This is a genomic window from Pararhizobium sp. LjRoot235, from assembly GCF_964254145.1.
Taxonomy (GTDB): domain Bacteria; phylum Pseudomonadota; class Alphaproteobacteria; order Rhizobiales; family Rhizobiaceae; genus Pararhizobium.
In genome coordinates this window covers 3,760,686-3,781,344 of record NZ_CAXUSP020000001.1, presented here as the reverse complement: position 1 = coordinate 3,781,344, position 20,659 = coordinate 3,760,686, and the positions used below count along the sequence as shown (strand labels likewise).

16 protein-coding genes are annotated in these 20,659 nt (G+C 61.0%); 9 read left to right on the top strand and 7 right to left on the bottom strand.

The annotated features are described in order from the left end of the window. Positions 1-39: 39 nt before the first annotated feature. The 5 genes from edd to ACSQ2Z_RS18545 all read right to left on the bottom strand — a co-directional run bounded on the left by edd (position 40) and on the right by ACSQ2Z_RS18545 (position 7,069). Positions 40-1,860, bottom strand: coding sequence for a phosphogluconate dehydratase (gene edd / locus ACSQ2Z_RS18565; RefSeq protein WP_436082558.1), 1,821 nt, complete (start codon positions 1,858-1,860; stop codon positions 40-42). Between the two features lie 188 nt (positions 1,861-2,048). Beyond that, positions 2,049-2,747 (bottom strand): 6-phosphogluconolactonase, encoded by a 699-nt coding sequence (gene pgl, locus ACSQ2Z_RS18560; RefSeq protein WP_436082557.1) that lies wholly within the window; start codon positions 2,745-2,747, stop codon positions 2,049-2,051. A 10-nt stretch (positions 2,748-2,757) separates the two neighbouring features. Beyond that, positions 2,758-4,233, bottom strand: coding sequence for a glucose-6-phosphate dehydrogenase (gene zwf, locus ACSQ2Z_RS18555; protein WP_436082556.1), 1,476 nt, complete (start codon positions 4,231-4,233; stop codon positions 2,758-2,760). Positions 4,234-4,328: 95 nt separating this feature from the next. Continuing rightward, entirely contained in the window at positions 4,329-5,615 is a 1,287-nt protein-coding gene (locus tag ACSQ2Z_RS18550; RefSeq protein ID WP_436082555.1) for an NAD(P)/FAD-dependent oxidoreductase, read from the bottom strand. Between the two features lie 17 nt (positions 5,616-5,632). Beyond that, complete coding sequence (locus ACSQ2Z_RS18545) at positions 5,633-7,069, bottom strand: glutamine synthetase family protein (protein ID WP_436082554.1); 1,437 nt, start codon at positions 7,067-7,069, stop codon at positions 5,633-5,635. A gap of 173 nt (positions 7,070-7,242) precedes the next feature. On the opposite strand from ACSQ2Z_RS18545, the gene ACSQ2Z_RS18540 reads away from it, so the two are divergent. The 4 genes from ACSQ2Z_RS18540 (at position 7,243) to ACSQ2Z_RS18525 (ending at position 12,920) form a co-directional block, all read left to right on the top strand. Further along, positions 7,243-8,427 carry an NAD(P)/FAD-dependent oxidoreductase gene (locus ACSQ2Z_RS18540; protein ID WP_436082553.1) on the top strand — a complete coding sequence of 395 codons (1,185 nt, stop codon included), beginning with the start codon at positions 7,243-7,245 and terminating at the stop codon, positions 8,425-8,427. A 223-nt stretch (positions 8,428-8,650) separates the two neighbouring features. Beyond that, positions 8,651-8,806 (top strand): hypothetical protein, encoded by a 156-nt coding sequence (locus tag ACSQ2Z_RS18535; protein WP_436082552.1) that lies wholly within the window; start codon positions 8,651-8,653, stop codon positions 8,804-8,806. A 314-nt stretch (positions 8,807-9,120) separates the two neighbouring features. Further along, on the top strand, positions 9,121-11,649 hold the full coding sequence (locus tag ACSQ2Z_RS18530; RefSeq protein WP_436083121.1) for a methyl-accepting chemotaxis protein: 2,529 nt from the start codon (positions 9,121-9,123) through the stop codon (positions 11,647-11,649). 395 nt (positions 11,650-12,044) lie between these two features. Further along, the gene (locus tag ACSQ2Z_RS18525) at positions 12,045-12,920 is read left to right on the top strand and encodes a LysR family transcriptional regulator (RefSeq protein ID WP_436082551.1); all 876 of its coding nucleotides are present in this window, start codon (positions 12,045-12,047) and stop codon (positions 12,918-12,920) included. Between the two features lie 91 nt (positions 12,921-13,011). Here the strand turns inward: ACSQ2Z_RS18525 and ACSQ2Z_RS18520 are convergent, their stop codons facing one another. After that, positions 13,012-13,251 carry an SMc00767 family acetate metabolism repressor gene (locus ACSQ2Z_RS18520; RefSeq protein WP_436082550.1) on the bottom strand — a complete coding sequence of 80 codons (240 nt, stop codon included), beginning with the start codon at positions 13,249-13,251 and terminating at the stop codon, positions 13,012-13,014. Between the two features lie 78 nt (positions 13,252-13,329). Further along, a complete protein-coding gene (gene aceA / locus ACSQ2Z_RS18515; RefSeq protein WP_436082549.1) occupies positions 13,330-14,619 on the bottom strand; it encodes an isocitrate lyase in 1,290 nt (429 codons plus the stop codon). A gap of 231 nt (positions 14,620-14,850) precedes the next feature. Here aceA and ACSQ2Z_RS18510 point away from each other — a divergent pair, with 231 nt between their 5' ends. From ACSQ2Z_RS18510 to ACSQ2Z_RS18490, 5 genes are all read left to right on the top strand, one after another. Then, positions 14,851-16,260, top strand: a complete 1,410-nt coding sequence (locus ACSQ2Z_RS18510; RefSeq protein WP_436082548.1) for a helix-turn-helix domain-containing protein — start codon at positions 14,851-14,853, stop codon at positions 16,258-16,260. A 228-nt stretch (positions 16,261-16,488) separates the two neighbouring features. Then, positions 16,489-17,583, top strand: a complete 1,095-nt coding sequence (locus ACSQ2Z_RS18505; protein WP_436082547.1) for a polyamine ABC transporter substrate-binding protein — start codon at positions 16,489-16,491, stop codon at positions 17,581-17,583. A gap of 100 nt (positions 17,584-17,683) precedes the next feature. Continuing rightward, the gene (locus ACSQ2Z_RS18500) at positions 17,684-18,826 is read left to right on the top strand and encodes an ABC transporter ATP-binding protein (protein ID WP_436082546.1); all 1,143 of its coding nucleotides are present in this window, start codon (positions 17,684-17,686) and stop codon (positions 18,824-18,826) included. 4 nt (positions 18,827-18,830) lie between these two features. Beyond that, positions 18,831-19,742 (top strand): ABC transporter permease subunit, encoded by a 912-nt coding sequence (locus ACSQ2Z_RS18495; protein WP_436082545.1) that lies wholly within the window; start codon positions 18,831-18,833, stop codon positions 19,740-19,742. Between the two features lie 2 nt (positions 19,743-19,744). Then, positions 19,745-20,560, top strand: coding sequence for an ABC transporter permease (locus ACSQ2Z_RS18490; RefSeq protein WP_436082544.1), 816 nt, complete (start codon positions 19,745-19,747; stop codon positions 20,558-20,560). Positions 20,561-20,659 lie beyond the last annotated feature (99 nt).

Sequence of the window (20,659 nt, the reverse complement as noted above, 5' to 3'; positions counted from 1 at the left end):
AGAGGAAAGCCCTCGGTTCAACGCCGAGGGCTCCTGCTTTCACTGGAAAAAGACGCTGGCGCCGTGTTCCGCAGCGCCGACCGCGGCGCGAAACGGTGCGAACATTTCCCGGCCCATTCCGAACTCGTTCTGGGACAGGTCGGCTTCGGCCGGCGCGCGACTTTCAAGCTCCGCGGCATCGACAAGCAGCTGGATCGTGCCGTGGATGGCGTCGAGGCGAATGACGTCACCCTCGCGGATACGGGCGATCGGCCCGCCTTCCTTGGCTTCCGGCGTCATGTGGATCGCCGAGGGAACCTTGCCGGAGGCGCCGGACATGCGCCCGTCGGTAACAAGCGCCACGGTCTGGCCGCGGTCTTGCAGGATGCCGAGCACGGTCGTCAGCTTGTGCAGTTCCGGCATGCCGTTGGCCTTCGGCCCCTGGAAGCGGACGACGGCAATGAAATCGCCCTCAAGCTTGCCTTGCTTGAACGCCGCCTGCAGTTCCGACTGGTCGTGGAAGATCTTGGCTGGCGCCTCGATGACGTGGCGTTCCGGCTTGACGGCGGAAATCTTGATAACGGCCTTGCCGAGGTTGCCGGTCAGCATCTTCAGGCCGCCCGACGGCTGGAACGGATGCTCGATCGTCGCGAGCACCTTCGGATCATGGCTCTGCTCCGGTGCCGGTTCGCGGTGCACGGCGCCGTTGGCACCGAGCTTCACGTCGATCGCATAGGCGTCGAGCCCCTGGCCGAAGACGGTGCGCACGTCGCCATGCAGCAGGCCCTTCTTCAGCAGCTGGCCAATCAGGTAGCCCATGCCGCCGGCGGCATGGAAATGGTTCACGTCGGCAAGTCCGTTCGGATAAACGCGGGCAAGCAGCGGGATGATATCGGACAGCTCCGAGATATCCTGCCATGTCAGCGCAATGCCCGCCGCGCGGGCCATGGCGACGAGATGCATGGTGTGATTGGTCGAGCCGCCGGTTGCATGCAGGCCGACCACGCCATTGACGATCGAGCGTTCGTCGATCATTTCGCCGGCCGGCGTGAATTCATTGCCGAGTGCTGTAATCGCCAGGGCCCGTTTGGTTGCTTCCCTGGTCAGCGCATCGCGCAGCGGCGTGCCCGGATTGATGAAGGAGGCGCCGGGCAGGTGGAAGCCCATGATCTCCATCAGCATCTGGTTGGAGTTTGCCGTGCCGTAGAAGGTGCAGGTGCCGGGGCCGTGATAGGACTTCGATTCCGCTTCGAGCAGTTCGTCGCGGCCAACCTTGCCTTCGGCGAACAATTGCCGCACACGCGACTTTTCGTCGTTCGGCAGGCCGGAGGTCATCGGGCCGGCCGGAATGAACACGGCCGGCAGGTGGCCGAAGGTCATGGCGGCAATCATCAGGCCAGGCACGATCTTGTCGCAGACGCCGAGATAGACGGTGCTGTCGAACATGTTGTGCGACAGGCCGACGCCGGCCGCCATGGCAATCAGGTCGCGCGAAAACAGCGAAAGCTCCATGCCCGGCTGGCCCTGGGTAACGCCGTCGCACATGGCCGGCACACCGCCTGCCACCTGCGCGATACCGCCTGCTTCGTGCGCCGCCTCGCGGATCAGGGCAGGGTAGGTCTCGAATGGCTGATGCGCCGACAGCATGTCGTTGTAGGAGGTGATGATGCCCAGATTGGGCACCGTGTCGCCCGAAAGGGCGACCTTCTCGGAGGGGGAACAGACCGCGAAGCCGTGCGCAAGGTTGCCGCAACCGAGAACCGAACGATGCACACCCTTGGCTGCTGCGTTGCGCACGCGCTCGAGATAGGGTTCGCGGAAGGGTTTCGAACGTTCGACAATGCGGGCAGTGATAGCGGCGATGCGGGAATCGGCGGACATGGCATATCCTGTTCCGGAGTCCTTGTGACTCCTCTGGTCAGCATGGTTGCGGTCAATCCGGGCCTTGGGACCCCGGATCCTGGCTTAAAGCATGTCGCGCAAAAGTGTGCAGCGGTTTTGCGAGAACGACATGCGTAAAATCAGAGACCTAAAGCGCGGTTAGCGAATCTGAAAGATCGCGACGTGCTTTAGGGTGCCCAGTAAATCTGAAGCGGAGACGAAGCCCGGCGCAACATCGCCCGGATCGGCATCTCCGCCTCGTCGCCGGGCGCTTCTGCCTTGGCAAGAATATCCTTCTTGCCGTTGCCTTCGATATGGAGCACGAGAAACCGGGCGTCCTGAAGGCTGGAGAATGTGAATGTCAGACGGGGCTCGCCGGCCCCTTCTGCTTCCATCGTCATCACGCCGCGTGGCGTGGCGGGGTCAAGCGCCTCGGCAAGGCGCGAACCGCCGGGAAAGAAGGAAGCGGTGTGGCCATCGCCACCCATGCCGAGGATGACGACATCGAAGGGACAGCCGATGCCGGCCGTCTGCTTCGCGGCAGCCGCAGCCGCTTCTTCGGCGGTCGACGCAGGATAATAGAGCGGTTCAAGCCTGGCCGCCGCGGCTGCATCGACCAAGAGGTTTTCGCGAACGAGCCTCTCATTCGAGCGGTCGCTGTCGGGGTCGACGAAACGTTCGTCCACCAGCGTCACCGTTACCTTGGACCAGTCGATCGCTTTGCCGGACAGGGCCTTGAAGAAGGCCTTCGGGGTCGAGCCGCCCGAGACGGCGATGCAGGCTTGCCCGCGCGTGGCGATGGCCGCCGAGAGCGCTGAGGCCACGGCGCCGGCCAGCCCTTCGGCAAGGGCAGCACCGCTATCGAAAACATGCATCGCAGCCGTCATTCCATCTCCCTCAGATCACTTCATGCCAGGTGCGGCCGTCACGCTCGATCAGTGCGATCGCCTGGCTCGGACCCCAGGTGCCGGCCGTATACGCCTGAACCTGCTGGCCGACGGCTTCCCATGCTTTCAGGATCGGATCGATCCACCGCCAAGCGGCCTCGACCTCGTCGCGCCGCATGAACAGCGTCTGGTTGTTGCGCACCACATCGAGGAGCAGGCGCTCGTAAGCATCGGCGCTGCGGGCCTTGAAAGCCTCCGCGAAGGTCATGTCGAGCGAAACGTTGCGCAGTCGCATGCCGCCCGGACCCGGGTCCTTGATCATCAGCGACTGCTTGACGCCTTCGTCCGGCTGCAGCCGGATGATCAACTGGTTGGCAGCGATGCGGCCCGCTGCCTCGTCGAAGATCGAGTGCGGGATGGGCTTGAAGGTGATGACGATTTCCGACATGCGGCCCGCCATGCGCTTGCCCGTGCGAATGTAGAACGGAACGCCGGCCCAGCGCCAATTGTCGACCTCCGCTTTGATGGCGACGAAAGTCTCCGTGTTGGAGACACCGCCGTCAAGCTCCTCGAGATAACCCTTGACCGCACCGCCGGCGGAAGCACCCGCCTTGTACTGACCGCGCACGGTGAGTTTCTCGACGTTGGTGGGGGTGATCGGCTTCAGCGCGCGCAGCACCTTCAGCTTCTCGTCACGCACGGCTTCCGCATTCATCGACGGCGGCACTTCCATGGCGACAAGGCAGAGAAGCTGCAGGATATGGTTCTGCACCATGTCGCGCAGGGCGCCCGCCTTGTCGTAATAGCCCGCGCGGCTCTCAAGACCGACGGATTCGGCAACCGTGATCTGGATATGGTCGATATAGGAGGAGTTCCACAGCGGCTCATAAAGCGTATTGGCAAAGCGCAACGCCATGAGGTTCTGCACGGTTTCCTTGCCGAGATAGTGGTCGATACGGAAGATCTGCTCTTCCTTGAACACCTTGCCGATTGTGTCGTTGAGTTCGAGCGCCGAAGCAAGGTCTCGGCCGATCGGCTTTTCGACGACGATCCGCGTCGTCTTCGTGATCAGCTTGTGGTCACGAATCCTTTCCGAGATGTCGCCGAAGATGGCCGGAGCAACGGCGAGATAGAAGGCGCGGACCCGATCCTTGCCTTCGTCGAGCAGATGCTTCAACTCGTCCCAGCCATTGTCAGACTTGGCGTCGATGGGAACGTAAAAGAGGCGGTCGGCGAAAATCTTGACCTGAGCCTCGTCATATTCGCCCGGCTTGAGATGCTCCTTGAGCGCGTCCTGGGCAAATTTTCGGTATTCTTCGTGGCTGAGAGCGCTGCGCGATGCGCCGATGATGCGGGTCGGATCGCTCAATTGGCCGTCCAGCTGGCGATGATAGAGGGCGGGAAGCAACTTACGCTCGGCAAGGTCGCCGGTGCCTCCGAAAACCACATAGTCAAAGGGTTCCACAGGGATGATCTGGCTGCTCATGAGAAATCTCGATCTCGTTCTGGTCTGAGGAGTTTATAATCTAATCGATTTAAAAGCGCTAGGGTGCGATGCAATAAAATGACACGGCACGGCTTTTAGAATTTGTCGCGCAAGGCATACCAGCTGAGCGCGAGGAACAAAAGCACGGACCTGAAGCGCGTGCCGCCCGGGAATGCCGGAACGTTCAAGTCCCTGAGAAGGTCGAGATCCGACCGGTTGCCGGTCACGAGATCGGCATAGAGCTTGCCACAGTAGTTCGACAGCATGACGCCATGGCCGGAATAGCCGCCGATCGAGGTGACGCCGGGCATGACTTCGCGCACGAAGGGTTGGCGCGGCATGGTGATGCCGACGGAGCCGCCCCAGGCATGGGTCATGTCGATGTTGGCCAGCGACGGGTAGATTTCCGTGATCTGGCGCCGGATATGATCGGTGATATCGCGCGGATTGTCGGCCGTATAGGCCTCGCGACCGCCAAACAGCAGCCGGCCGTCTTTGGATTTGCGGAAATAGCGCACGACGAAGCGCGAATCGGCAACGGCCTCAGCGCCGGGCAGCACATCCGGGAAATCGGCGAGGACCTTTGTTGCACCGATGAAGGAACGGATCGGCATCACATGTCGCGCCGTCACCGGTTCGAGATTGCCGATATAGCCGTTGCAGGCGATCAGCGCTCTGTCCGCGCGGATATTGCCCCTCTCGGTTTCGATGATGATCCGGCCACTGTTCTGACTGACTTTCAGCGCCTTGGTCTTCTCATGCAGCAAGGCGCCGGCAAGCGCCGCCTGCTTCGCCAGGCCGACGAGCAGCTTCATCGGCTGGATATGGCCGGTGCCGGTGTCGCGGATGCCGAATAAATAGCGCTCCGAACCGAGCCGGGCGACGGTTTCGTCACGATCCATGAAGCTCTGGTGCGGATAGTCGTAGCGAGACGCCGCAATCTCGACGCAGTCGCGGTAATCCTTCTCAAGGCTCTTCCTGTGAGAGACGTTGAGCTGGCCCGGAACATATTCGATGTCGATGCCATGCGTGGAAGCAAAGTCGAGGAGGTATTTCTTCGCATCTTCGGCTAGACCGAACAAAGCCTTCGAACGCTCGAAACCAAGTGAATCCTCCAGGTCCTCCGGCGACCAGCGCTGGCCGGTGCCGAGTTGCCCGCCGTTGCGGCCGGAAGCGCCGTCGCCGAAGCGGCAGGCGTCGATCAGCGTGACGCGAACCCCTTTCAGCGCGAGATTGTAGGCGGCTTGCAGACCGGTGAAACCGCCGCCGACAATCGCGACGTCGGTCTCGACCGAGCCGGACAGCGCCGGATATTCCGGCCGCTCCGGCACGTTGTCTTCATACCAGGAGATTCCCGGCGAGATCGGGCTTTGCCAAGGCATGGCCTCAACCTTTCCGGTCAGACATTGAGAAGCAGGAACTCACGTTCCCAAGGGCTGATCACCTGCATGAAGGTTTCGAACTCGCCACGCTTCACCCCGGCATAGATGGCAATGAATTCACGGCTGAAGACTTCGGCGAAAGCCGGCTCCGACTCAAGCAGGGAAATAGCCTCGAGCAGACCGCGCGGCAGGTCGATTGTGCCGCCGTTTACCGTGTCATCCGACGGCGCCGATGGTTCCAACCCTTCAAGGATGCCAAGATAGCCGCAGCCAAGGGAGGCGGCGAGGGCGAGATAGGGATTGGCGTCCGAACTCGGCAGCCGGTTTTCGACGCGCCGCGCGACCGGCTCCGAAACCGGCACGCGGAAAGCCGTGGTGCGGTTGTCATAGCCCCAGGCGTTGTTGACCGGCGCCGACATGTCGGGCGTCAAACGGCGATAGGAGTTCACATAAGGCGCCATCATCGAGAGCGCCTTCGGGATATATTTCTGCATGCCGCCGATGAACGAGAAGAAATCCTTCGACGCGGAGCCATCGTTGTTGGAGAACAGGTTGCGGCCTGTGTTGATCTCGATGACCGACTGATGGATATGCATGGCCGAACCGGCTTGTCCCTGCATCGGCTTGGCCATGAAGGTGGCGTAGATGCCGTGTTTCAGCGCGGCTTCCCGGATCGTCCGCTTGAACATGAAGACCTGATCGGCCAGTTCGATAGGATCGCCATGGCGAAGGTTGATTTCCAGCTGCGCCGGACCTTCCTCATGAATCAGCGTGTCGATCTCGAGACCTTGCTTTTCGGAGAAATGATAGATGTCGTCGATCAGTTCGTCGAATTCGTTGACGCCGGCGATGGAGTACCCCTGACCGCCAAGGATCGCGCGGCCGGAGCGGCCGGTCGGCGGCTTCAGCGGATAGTCTGGGTCTTCGTTTTTGGCGACCAGGTAGAATTCGATTTCCGGCGCCACCACCGGCTTCCAGCCTTTCTGGTGATAGAGATCGAGCACATGCTTTAGAACGTTGCGCGGCGTATAGGGAACTTTTTCGCCCTGGGAGCCGGCGATGTCGCAGATAACCTGCGCCGTCGGGTCGCTTTCCCAGGGAACGATCGAAAGGGTCGAGAGGTCGGGCACCAGCTTGATGTCGCTGTCGCGGGAATCGTAGCGGAATTCGCCCGTTTCCTCCGGGTATTCACCCGAAATAGTATGGCGGTAAATCGCCGATGGCAGGGCGAGCGAGGTGTTCGAGGTGAATTTCGAGGAAGGCATCATCTTGCCGCGCGGTACCCCGGCAATATCAGGGGTGATGCACTCGATGTCTTCGATGCCGCGGATTCTCAACCAGTCGGCGGCTTCCTTCCAGGTACTGACTCCTCGGGCAGATTGCAGGGCGGGGGGAATTTTTGAAGTCTTGCTGATCTTTGCTGTTTGTCGGGTAATGCTTCTTCTGGCAGGCATAAATCACCGGGTTTGGGTTCGGATAGGCCATCATAGCCGGAGTTTGGCAATTGAACAGGGTGAAAACCGGGACTTTCCAGCCCGCACAGGCTGTATTTGCAAACCCCGGAGCAGTGAGTGATTGACTTTCAAGCCACTGCCCGGAAAAGGAAGTCGAAACAGGACCGGATGCCTTGGCTGAACAATATGACGTGGTGATAATCGGCGCGGGTGCCGCCGGCATGATGGCGGCGATCGAGGCGGGCAAGCGTGGCCGCCGGGTGCTGGTGCTCGACCACGCCAAGGCGCCGGGAGAAAAAATCCGCATTTCGGGCGGCGGGCGTTGCAATTTCACCAATCTTCATGCGGGCCCGAAGAATTTTCTCTCGGCAAACCCGCACTTCTGCAAGTCGGCGCTGGCGCGCTATACGCCGCAGGATTTCATCACGCTCATCGAGCGCCACAGCATCGCCTGGCACGAAAAGGCGCTTGGTCAGCTATTCTGCGACGACAGCGCCAAGGACATCATCCGTATGCTGCTGTCGGAAATGAAAGGAGCCGGCGCCGTGCTGCGGCTGGGGGTGCAGGTCCAATCCGCCGACAAGGGACTTTCCGGTTTTCGCTTGGCAACGACGGACGGCGTGATCGACACCACTGCCCTGATTATTGCCACCGGCGGCAAGTCGATCCCGAAAATGGGGGCAACGGGTTTCGCCTACAGAATTGCCGAGCAGTTTGGCCTGCCGCTGATCGAGACCCGCCCGGCGCTAGTCCCGCTGACGCTCGATCCGGCGCAACTGGAAAGCCTGAGCGCTCTTTCCGGCGTTGCGGTGGAAGCGGAGGCACGCTCCGGCAAGACGGTGTTCGAGGAGGCTGTGCTGATCACTCATCGGGGCCTGAGTGGTCCGGCAGTCCTGCAGATTTCCTCCTATTGGCGCGAGGGTGGCGACATCCGGCTTTGCCTGTTGCCACGTGTCGATATCGCAGCGATGCTTAAAGAGGCGCGCCGCGAAAATGGCCGCCAAGCCTTGCAGACGGCGCTCTCAGAGCATCTGCCGAAACGCTTGGCACAGTTCTTTGCCGAGACCGCCGGCCTGATCAACCGGTCGCTTGCCGATCTCTCCGACAAGGTGATCGACGGTTTTTGCGCCGGTATCAAGGATTGGGCTATCACCCCGGCCGGCTCGGAAGGCTACCGCACCGCAGAGGTCACGCTCGGCGGCGTCGATACCAAGGCGCTCGATTCCCGCACGATGCAGGCGCGTGATCTTCCTGGGCTTTATTTCATTGGCGAATGCGTCGACGTCACCGGCTGGCTCGGCGGCTATAATTTCCAATGGGCCTGGGCATCGGGCTTTTCTGCGGGGCAGACAGCATAGCCAATCCCAAAAGGTCTCGCGAGCCTTCAGCCATTGTTAAGATATCTGGCGGAACCTGTTCCATAAGCTGGCACTACCGGTCCGGACAGAAAAAGATGAGCTTTTCGGAAAATGTATCAGAAAAGCGACATTTTTTCTCTTTCATGTGCAGTTGCAACATGAAGCGGGCTGGCGGTCCGGATCATCCGGGTCTATCGTTGCTTTGTCGAAAGGACATGACGCCATGAACCAGTATCGCAGCCGCTCCACAGCCCGTGCTATCGCCATCGCGAAGGCTGATGAACGCGAAACGCGGAAGAGCATGCTGATCCGCGCCGCCGTCGTCGCGCTCGGTGCTCTCACCGCACTGGCCGCACTTCCCTTGTTCTGGTCCTTCTGAACCTCAAGCGTCAATGCGCAGCGACTGGTAACGCATTTCCAGTTGCGATTGTCCACGCCGTCATCTTCGCGGCGTGTTTGAAACGAATTAAGTCGCATTTATTCAAATATTAATTCTTCCCGTCGAAGAATGCATCACAACGGAGTCTGCCGTGATCTCGCCCATGGGGAGTGGCGGGTCATGCAATGAATGCCTGGCAGGCTGGCGGCGCGACGCCGCATGGATTTCAGTCAAATCATCAGCTTGTCGGCGCACCGGGAAAGTCTGTAGGGCTTCATGGAGGGCGGATGCAGGCTGCGAGCCAAGGTGCATTCATGTTCATCGACAAGATTCTTGCCCGCTTCAAAATCCAGACGAAGGTGCTCTTGTTCATCCTGCCCTTCGTCGTCAGCATCTGCGCCGTCGGTATCACCGGGCTCTACGCGTCGGGATTGTTGCAGGGGCGGATGGAAATCTCCAACAGCGTGCTGCAGTCGCTGAGCGGTTTCAAGGATGTCTATGCCGGCATGAATACCTTCCTCCAGAACACATCGGAGGAAACACGACAGGTGGTTGTCGCGAAACTTGAAGCGCAGCAAGGGGTTCTATCGGACACGCTGTCGCAGGTGGTGGACGATGAGGGCCGGCGGCAGCTGCAACAGGCCGTCGACGGCAGCACGAAGATCAGCGACCGGGTCGGACAGCTCTGGATGCTTTACGAGAATGAAGTGAGCCTGCGCAAATCCATCACCGCAAGCCTTGGCGAGCTGCTGGGCGAGCAGATGAAGGTGCTGGAGGAAGCGACCAAGATGGAGCGCGGTGTCCGCAAGGACGAGGAAGCCGCAAAGTCGTTGCTGCGCGAAGCCGAGCGCCTGACCTCCTCCAGCGATACGCTGGTTGCCTTCAATTCGAATTTCGGCAGGGCCGCCAACGCTGAAGACAAAGTCAAGGTCGCGGCCGAGTCCTATGGTGCCATGACCAAGGTGCTGCGCAAGATCAGCTCCGGCCTGCCGCAAAACCAGAAGGCGGTTGCCGAAACCTTCAAGAAGACGATTGGCGAGATCAAGGCGCTGGTCGACGGTGGCGACAAGAGCGACGAAACGGCGGCCGCGATCGGCAAGCTCATGGCGCGCTTTCGCCAGACGAGCATCCAGCTCCACACTGCCGCGGGCCTGAAGATGCGCGAGGCGACGGCAACCTTCGGCAAGCTCGACGCGCCCCTTGTCAAGGCCGGAGCGGTATTGACGGATACGCGCAAGCTGGTCAATTCGGTCTATTCGATCCGCATCGCCGCCGCGAGTTTCCTTGAAAAATCCGACGAGGAAGGCCGCCAGCGCCTGGCCCGTGAATTTAAGGTCATGGAAGTGGATATACAGAGCCTCGCCGGGACGGCGGGCGATCTGGAGTTCTTCTCGAAACTCGTCAATGCATTGAAGCCGATCATCGAGAAGATGACCAACGATAGCACGGCGCTGGTCAACCTCAGCCAGAAGCGCCAGGCGGAGTTTGCCGCCGCCGCCGCCGAGATCGACAACATCTGGGGCCAGTTGACGGCTTTTGCCGAGGGACAGAAGACGACCGCATCGGTCGAGCGCGACAAAGCTAACCAGGTTTCCGTATTCGCAACTGTTGTCGGCATCCTGATCGCGCTCCTCGCAGGCGGCGCGCTGGTGCTGACGCTGAAAGGCCCGATCGGCCAGATCACTGCGGCGATGCGTCGTCTCGCCGACGGCGCGCTCGATACGTCGATCGACGGCGGCGCGCGCCGCGACGAGATCGGCGACATGGCCCGCGCTCTCGGTGTCTTCAAGGAAAACGCCCTGTCCAAGGTTCGCATCGAATCCGAGAGCGAAGAGCAGCGCGCCTTGGCAGAAGCTGAGCGCATGCGCAATGATGCCGAAAAACGGGCGCTCGACAGCCAGATTGATTTCGCCGTCAGCCAGCTTGCAGCTGGTCTCGGCCGCCTGGCGCAGGGTGATCTTTCCCAGCAGATCGAAACGCCGTTCACCGGCCGCCTCGAGCAGCTGCGCACGGACTTCAACGGCTCGCTGATCCGCCTGCAGGACACGCTCGTGCAGATCCGCAACAACGCGCTTCTGATCCAGCGCAGCGGCAACGACATGCATACCTCCGCCGATTCGCTGTCGAAGCGCACCGAGGCGCAGGCCGCGTCGCTCGAGGAAACGGCTGCCGCCGTCGACCAGATCACCGTCACGGTGCGCTCGTCGGCCGAACGGGCGCACGAGGCCAATGTCGCAGTGACGCATACCAAGAAGAGCGCCGACAGCTCGGCGGTCGTCGTCAGCAATGCGATTGCCGCGATGGGCCGCATCGAGGACGCCTCGCGCCAGATCGAGCAGATCATCGAGGTCATCGACGAGATTGCCTTCCAGACCAACTTGCTGGCGCTGAATGCCGGCATCGAGGCCGCGCGCGCCGGCGATGCGGGCAAGGGCTTCGCGGTGGTTGCCCAAGAAGTGCGCGAACTCGCCCAACGCTCGGCTGGAGCCGCCCGCGAGATCAAGGGGCTGATCAACAAGTCGACCACCGAAGTCAACTCCGGGTCGCAACTGGTTCAGGAAACCGGCGCGGTGCTGGCCTCTATCAGCCAGCAGATCGTCTCGGTCAGCAGCCATGTCGAGATGATCGCGACCGCAAGCCGCGACCAGGCGGCTGCGCTGCACGAGGTGAACGGCTCGGTCAACCAGATGGACCAGATGACCCAGCAGAACGCCAACATGGTCGAGCAGGCGACCAGCGCCAGCCGCGAACTCGCCAACCAGGCCGACACGCTGATGATGCTCGTCGAGCAGTTCCGGCTGGAGCCGGCGAATGCCGCCCGCCAGGTCGGCCGCGCCGCCTGAGCGGCATGTCCTGAAAGACAGAAAGACCCGGCCGACGCCGAAGTGGCGTCGGCCGGGTCTTTGTTTTTGACAACATTACTGCGACCAGCGTACGCGAAACCTCTGAATTGCGGCCGCAAACCGGCCAGGCAGTCGGCTCCGGTTGCGCAATTCCTCGAACTCATGTCGCCTGCGGCCGTCTTTCGACAGCATTTCCGCCAACAGGATTATTCCTATCATCTCCGGCATTGTGCGTTTCCTTGGGGCAACAGGAGACCGGTGCCGGACCGATGTCCTGCATGCAGCCTCCTTCGATTAGGATTGTGCGGCTCTTGGCCGCGCTTGGTTTACGGGCTCAAATCTATGCTTCAAAAATCGATTTATAAACGGAAGAAACTGCTATATGTTTTTCATCAATGAAAGACATCAGCTGGGACGCCTATCAGACATTTCTGGCCGTCGCACGCCATGGCGGATTGACTGGCGCCGCGCAGGCGAGCGGCGTCAGCCCCGCGACGGTCGGCCGACGCGTACTCGATCTCGAGCAGACAATCGGCCGGCAGCTCTTCTTGCGCAGCCAGACGGGTTATCGATTGACTGCGGACGGCCAGGCGCTGTTCGAGCAGCTGCAGGCCATGGATGCCGTGGTTCGAAGGGTGGAGACCTGGCGCCAGGAAGCGCACGGCTCGGCGGTGGTGCGGCTGATGGCCGGGACCTGGGTGACCTGGCTAGTCTGCGAGAATATCCAGGCCATCTGGAGCGAACGCGACGGCTTCCGGCTCGACATGTCCGTTTCCGAGCGGCGGGCGACGCTGGCGCACCGGGAAAGCGATGTCGGCGTCCGGGCCGTCGCGCCGGAGGAGCCCCATCTCACCAGCCGCCATGCCGGCGAGGTCGCCTATGCCCCATACCGTCAGCGCAACGCACCCGATGGGCTGGCAACGGCCTGGCTCGCCGTGTCGGAGGAAGATGCGATCTCGCCTTATTTGCGCTGGCCGCATGAACAGGCGGCGGCCTCGATCGCCGTCGTCGTCAGCCGCCCGCGATCCTTGCTCGATTTGGCGAGAGCAGGCGCGGGGCAGGCGGTTTTGCCATGTTTCGTCGGCGATCTCGATCCGGGCCTCGAGCGAGCCGGCGACGAGCTGAAACAGCTTCGCCACGGACAGTGGATCGTCACCAACAGCGAGGACCGCCATCGGCGCGAGATCCGCACCGTGTCCGAACGTCTCTATCGGTTGGTGAAGAGTCATGCCGATCTCTTCGCCGGAAAAAGGCCGAGCCGGAGTTTCTAGCTCTCAGGTCGCGATTGCGGGCCGGACCGCCAAAAGCAAACCCCGGCGGGATCGGTCCCGCCGGGGTTTGCCTAAGACTGATGACTATCGCTCAGCCGCGACCCTGCGTGACGATGACGGGGATCAGCAGGTCGCCCCAGTTGCCTTCGCCGCCGTGATGGCGGGCCGAGCGGACGAGCTCGACGGAGACGCCGGCGTCCACCGCCTTCATGACGGCCTGGTTGAGCCGGTGCAGGTCGTTGGCGACCATGCGGATCATCGCTTGTTGTTCCGGTGTCATGGCCGACGACTGTTCTTCGGCCCGTTCCTTGACGCGTGTCTGGAGTGTCATGGCATTTCTCCTCTGATGGGGTTCTTGATGTCTATTTCAAAGCCTCTCCCAACCCTTATCCGGGTTGGGAGGGTCTCCTCACTCCGCCGCCGGGCGGAACTGGTCGTGTTCGGTGGATTCGTGCATGGCGGTGGTCGAGGACTTGCCGCCGGTGATGGCCATCGATACGGCGTCGAAATAGCCGGTGCCGACTTCGCGCTGGTGTTTGGTCGCCGTGTATCCGTTGACCTCGGCGGCGAATTCCGCCTCCTGCAGTTCCGAATAGGCGGCCATCTGGCGATCCTTGTAGCCGCGGGCCAGTTCGAACATGCCGAAGTTCAACTGGTGGAAGCCGGCGAGCGTGATGAACTGGAACTTGTAGCCCATCGCGCCCAGCTCGCGCTGGAACTTGGCGATCGTCACGTCGTCGAGGTTCTTCTTCCAGTTGAACGACGGCGAGCAGTTGTAGGCAAGCAGCTTGCCCGGATGCGCCTTGTGCACGCCCTCGGCAAACTTGCGGGCCTGTTCGAGATCCGGCTTCGAGGTCTCGCACCAGATCAGGTCGCAACTCGGCGCATAGGCAATGGCGCGCGCGATGCAGGGTTCGATGCCGTTCCTGACTTGATAGAAGCCCTCGACGGTGCGGCCTGCGTCGTAATCGACAAAGGGCCGATCGCGCTCATCGATGTCGGAGGTGAGGAGCTTGGCGGCTTCCGCATCGGTGCGGGCGATGACCAGCGTCGGCGTGCCCATGACGTCGGCGGCAAGTCGTGCGGCGTTCAAGTTGCGGATGTGGGCGGCGGTCGGGATCAGGACCTTGCCGCCGAGATGGCCGCACTTCTTTTCCGATGCCAGCTGGTCCTCGTAGTGGACGCCGGCCGCACCCGCCTCGATGAAGGCCTTCATGATTTCGAAGGCATTGAGCGGCCCGCCGAAACCGGCTTCCGCGTCGGCAACGATCGGGGCGAACCATGTATCGACGGAAAGGCCCTTGCCTTCCGAGGTTTCGATCTGGTCGGCACGCTGGAGTGTCCGGTTGATGCGCTTGGCAAGCTCGGGCGCGGCATTGGCCGGATAGAGCGACTGGTCGGGATACATGGCGGATGCCGTATTGGCGTCGGCAGCGACCTGCCAGCCGGAGAGGTAGATTGCCTTGAGGCCGGCGCGGACCATCTGCATGGCCTGGTTGCCGGAGAGCGCACCCAGCGCATTGACGAAATCTTCCTCGTGGATGAGTTGCCACAGCCGGTTCGCACCCATTTCGGCCAGCGTGTGCTTGATCTGGACGGAGCCGCGCAGACGCGTGACGTCTTCTGCCGTGTACGGGCGCTCAATGCCGTCGAATCGGCCCTGCGGTGCACCTGGAACGAGATTGTAAAAATCAGTCATAAAGGATCCTCCTGCAAATTTTAGACGGGATTTGACTTTTGTTGAACGCGCATTCAGTCCCCGAATTTGATGTAACTAGTTTTACAGTGCGCTGCACAAAGCCGCTACAGTAAATGGATTTTTGCGCCTGCAAAAAGGGTTATAATGTCTTGTCTTTTACAGCGCGCTTCTGTAATTTTGTAAATTCTGTAAACATTCATTTCTGGCGCGAGTTTGTAAAAGGTATGACAAATGGCTGAAAACAAGATTTTCGCCGGGGCCCGTGTGCGGCGCATCCGCAATGGCCTGTCGCTGACGCAGACGGCGATGGCCGAGGCGCTCGGCATCTCGCCGTCCTATCTCAATCTGATCGAACGCAATCAGCGGCCGTTGACGGTGCAACTGCTCTTGAAACTGGCCTCCGTCTACAAGGTCGACCTCGACGAATTGCAGGGGGAGGCGTCCGGCAGCGTCGCGCAGTTGCGCGAGATGTTCGCTGATCCACTGCTCGCCGGCGAGTTGCCGGGAGATCAGGAACTGATCGAGGTGGCCGAGGCCGCGCCCAACGTGGCGACGGGCATCCTCAAGCTCTATCGTGCCTATCGCGAACAATCCCTACGGCTCAAGGATCTGAGCGGCCTCCTGTCGGGCCAGGGGCATATGGCGGCCTTGTCCGATGCACGATTGCCGATGGACGAAGTGCGCGAGGTCTTCGAAAACCGCCCGCATTTTTTTGCGCGTATCGACGAGGCAGCCGAAGCGTTCCATGCGCGGCTGTCGCCCGGCGATGATCTTGCCGGAGCGCTGAAGGACTGGCTGCGTAAAGAGCACGGCCTCACAGTCCGCGCTCTGCCGCTGCATGTCATGCCCGACCTGCGCCGCCGTTTCGACCGCCACTCCATGCGGCTGTTCCTGTCGGAGAGACTGTCCGCACAGGACCAGTTGCGCGAGATCGCCATGGAAGCGGCCCAGATTGCCCTTCCGGAAGCGATCGCCGCCGATCTCGATCAACTGGCATTCTCAACGGGCGAAGCCCGGCGCATCGGCCGTTTCGAACTGGCGCGCTACGCCGCGCACGCGATCATGATGCCCTATGCTGCATTTCTTGCGGCGGCGCAGCGAGCGAAATACGACCTTGATGTTCTGAGCGTCCGCTTCCAGGTGTCCTTCGAGCAGGCGGCAAGCCGGCTGGTGACACTACAGCGTCCGGGAGCCTCCAGCCTGCCTTTCTTCCTGATGGAGATCGATCATGCCGGATACCGCCTGCGCAAGGCGGGTGCTCAAGGCTTCCCTCAGGCGCGGTTCGGCGGCAACTGTCCGAAGCTCAACATTCACGCGGCATTTGTGCAGGCCGGCCAGATCCTGGCCGATCGCGTGGAGATTTTTGGGGGCGGGGAGTTCCTGGTAATTGCCCGGACGGTCGATGGCCCCCGCGCAAGCTTTCAGGAGCGTGTTCGGCGCACGGCGATCCTGATCGGCTGCGATGCTGCCCATGCGCCGGAAACCGTCTACGGAGAGGCGCCGCTCGCCACCGTTGCCGGTGGCACCGCCTGCCGCCTCTGTGAGCGGCAGGGCTGTCTTGCGCGCGCCGAGCCACCGGTCACCCGGCCGCTCGGGCTCGACGAGATGGTGACCGGCTTGAGCGCCTTCGATTTCCAGTAGCAATAGCTTCCCGGATGACGGGCGGATGCGGCGATGCCCGGTGCTGAAAAGAGCTAGATTTTTGCAGCGCTTCCTAAAATCCAGGCTGATGCATTCATGCCTTCGCCACCGCGTAAAAGCGCTTGTGGTTGCCAGAAAACATGCCTAACTTCCAAACGCATACGGGCTCTGCCGGTGGACGCGCGTCATTGGCGCGCCGCAGCAGGCTCGATAAGAAAAGGGGAATCCATGTCGCGAAAGATCATCACCGCCTTTGCCGCGCTGCTCCTTGGCGGGTCTGCAACTATTGCCACCGCGCAGGAGCGCGTCGTCAACGTCTACAACTGGTCCGATTATATCGACGCCAGCATTCTGGAGGATTTCACCAAGGAGACTGGTATCAAGGTCGTCTATGATGTCTTCGATTCGAACGAGATCGTGGAAACTAAGCTTCTGGCGGGTGGCTCCGGCTACGACGTGGTCGTTCCGAGCGCCGACTTCCTCCAGCGCCAGATTCAGGCGGGTGTGTTCCAGAAGCTCGACAAGTCGAAGCTGCCCAATCTGTCCAATATGTGGGACATGGTGATGGAGCGCACGGCGAAATACGATCCCGGCAACGAATACGCCATCGACTATATGTGGGGCACGAACGGCATCGGCTACAATGTCGCCAAAGTGAAGGAAATCTTAGGGCCGGACGTTCGGCCCGGTCTTGAGGTGATCTTCGATCCTGCGATCGCGGCAAAGTTCAAGGACTGCGGTATCCACGTGCTCGATGCACCAAAGGACGTGCTCCCATCCGCGCTGACCTATCTCGGTCTGCCGCCCGATAGCCATGATCCCGCCGAGCTTGGGAAGGCAGGCGAGCTTCTGGCCGGCGTGCGACCGTTCATTCGCAAGTTCCACTCGTCCGAATATATCAATGCCCTGGCCAATGGCGATATCTGCATCGCCTTCGGTTATTCCGGCGACATCCTTCAGGCCCGTGATCGCGCTGCTGAAGCCAAAGCCGGTGTCGAAGTCAATTACTCCATTCCGTCTCAGGGCGCGCAGATGTGGTTCGACATGATGGCCATTCCGGCAGATGCACCGCATGTCGAGGAGGCCCACGCCTTTTTGAATTATATGATGAAGCCCGAAGTCATCGCCAAGGCGACCGACTACGTCTTCTATGCCAATGGCAACAAGGCGTCACAGCAATTCATCTCCAAGGACGTGCTCCAAGACCCGGCGATCTACCCGGATGAAGCGACGATGCAGAAGCTCTACACGATCTCGCCGTGGGATCCGAAAACGCAGCGCGTGGCGACACGCCTCTGGACCAAGGTGGTCACCGGCCAGTAAAGCCAAACAAATTGCCCGGATATGAAAAATCCGGGCAATTTTCGTATGGGGCACGGACCAACCACACCCGTGCTGTTTGCATGTCATTCGGGGATAGATGATGAAGTCACTTGGCAGTATCCGGCGTTCCTTTGCCCCTTGGGCCGATCCCGCCTCCGTGCCGTTCATTGCCGTCAAGAACGTCACCAAGAAATTCGGTGATTTCGTCGCCGTCGACAATCTGTCGCTCAATATCTATCCCCGCGAGTTCTTCGCCCTGCTTGGCGCCTCCGGCTGCGGCAAGTCCACGCTCCTGCGCATGCTGGCCGGCTTCGAACAGCCGACATCAGGCGAAATCGTGCTGGATGGCCAGAGCCTTGCCGGTATTCCGCCTTATCGGCGGCCGGTGAACATGATGTTCCAGTCCTATGCCCTGTTTCCACATATGACGGTCGAGAACAACGTCGCCTTCGGCCTGAAGCAGGATGGCATGCCGAAGCCCCAGATCGCCGAGCGCGTCGACCAGATGTTGAAGCTCGTCAAGCTCGACAAATTCGCCAAGCGCAAGCCGCATCAACTGTCGGGCGGCCAGCGACAGCGCGTGGCTCTTGCCCGGTCGCTTGCCAAGCGGCCGAAGGTGTTGCTGCTCGACGAACCGCTGGGCGCGCTCGACAAGAAGCTGCGCGAAGAAACCCAGTTCGAACTGATGGACCTGCAGCAGCAACTCGGCCTGACCTTCGTCGTCGTCACCCACGATCAGGAAGAGGCAATGACCATGGCCGACCGCATCGCCGTCATGGCGCATGGCAAGGTCATCCAGGTCGCAACGCCGCCGGAAATCTACGAGGCGCCGAATTCACGCTTCGTCGCCGACTTTATCGGTGACGTGAACATCTTTGATGGCACGGTCTCATCCGCCGGCCCAGGCACGGTCGAGATTGCGACGGAAGCGGGATTGACGGTGCGTCTCGCATCCGCCGAGCCGCCCGGCGTCGGAACGAAGGCCGGACTTGCAATCCGTCCGGAGAAAATCCGCGTTAGCCGCGATAAGCCGGCCTGCGCCCCGCTCAATGCTGCTGAGGGCGAGATCTGGGACATAGGCTATCTCGGCGACATGACGATTTTCCATGTGCGCCTGAAGGACGGCAAGGTGATCAAGGCGTCATCCCTGAATGCGGTGCGCGCGGTCGAGGACCCGCTTGGCTATGATCAGCAGGTCTGGATTTCCTTCGATGAAAGCGCCGGCGTCGTGCTGAGGGATTGAGGCCATGTCAAAATTCGGATCGGCAATCTTCAACCGGCTGGTGATCATCATCCCCTATGTCTGGCTGACGGTCTTTTTCCTCGCACCCTTCTTCATCGTTCTGAGGATATCGCTGTCGGAAACCGCCATCGCGATGCCGCCTTATCTGCCCGTGTTCAACTTGGCGGATGGCATCTCGGGTATCGTCGACAGGCTCGGCGAGTTGTCGGTTGCCAACTACGTATTTCTCGCCGGCGACGCGCTCTACACCAATGCCTATATTTCCAGCCTGAAGATTGCCGTCATCTCGACCATTGTGACATTGCTGATTGCCTATCCGATCGCCTACGGCATGGCAAAGGCGCCGACCTCGATCCGCCCGACGCTGCTGATGCTGGTCATCCTGCCGTTCTGGACGAGCTTCCTGATCCGTGTATACGCCTGGATCGCGATTCTGAAGCCGGAAGGCCTCCTGAACCAGTTTCTGCTGACGCTCGGCGTCATCGACGAGCCGCTGATCATCCTCAATACCAATTGGGCGATCTATATCGGCATTGTCTATTCCTACCTGCCGTTCATGGTGCTGCCGATCTATTCATCTCTGGAAAAGATGGATCACAGCCTGACGGAAGCGGCGCTGGACCTCGGCTGCACGCCGATCAGGGCCTTTTGGCGCGTGACGTTTCCGCTCTCCATGCCCGGCGTGATCGCCGGCTGCATGCTGGTGTTCATCCCGGCGGTCGGCGAATTCGTCATTCCGGATCTGCTTGGCGGGTCGGAGACGCTGATGATCGGCAAGACGCTCTGGAATGAGTTCAACGCCAATCGTGACTGGCCGATCTCCGCGGCGGTGGCGACGATCCTGCTCCTCATCCTCGTCGTGCCGATCATGTTCTTCCAACACGCGCAGGCCAAGGCCGACGGCGAGGGCAAGTAATTATGGTCAAGTGGTCGCGCTTCAACATCGCCTCGATCGTCTTCGGTTTCGCCTTCCTCTATTTGCCGATCGTTCTTCTCGTCATCTTTTCGTTCAACGAATCGAAACTGGTGACCGTCTGGGCGGGGTTCTCGACCAAGTGGTATGTCCAGCTTCTGCATAACCAGGCGCTGCTCGATGCCGCCTGGGTGACGGTGCGGGTCGGCCTGATTTCGGCGACCGTGGCAACGGTGCTCGGCACGCTCGCGGCCCTGGCCATGACGCGCTACACCCGGTTTCGCGGGCGCATGCTGTTTTCCGGCATGATCTACGCGCCGCTCGTCATGCCGGAGGTCATCACCGGCCTGTCGATGCTGCTCTTGTTCGTCGCCATTGGCTTCGATCGCGGTTTCTGGACGCTGACGCTGGCGCACATCACCTTCACCATGTGCTTCGTCGCCGTTGTCGTGCAGTCCCGTTTGCTGAGTTTCGACCGGTCGATCGAGGAAGCTGCGATGGATCTCGGCGCCACCCCGGTCGCCACCTTTCTGCAGGTGACCTTGCCGGTCATCGCGCCGGCCGTTTTTTCTGGCTGGGTTCTCGCCTTCACGCTGTCGCTGGACGACCTCGTGATTTCGAACTTTACCTCAGGGCCGGGAGCCACGACGCTGCCGATGAAGATCTACAGCCAGGTGCGGTTGGGAGTGACACCGGAAATCAACGCAGTCTGCACGCTCCTGATCGGCATCGTTGCCATAGGTGTGCTGATCGCTTCCGTCGTCTCGCGGCGTCGTGAAATCCAGCGGGTCAAGGACGAGCAGGCGGCCTTCGCCCTGTGATCTCCGCGAGCCCCCTGCTTCAGTCGCGCTCGCGCTCCCTTTCGCGTGGCGGCAGGAAGACATAGGTCAAGAGCCAGACGGGCAGCGCGATCATCGAGC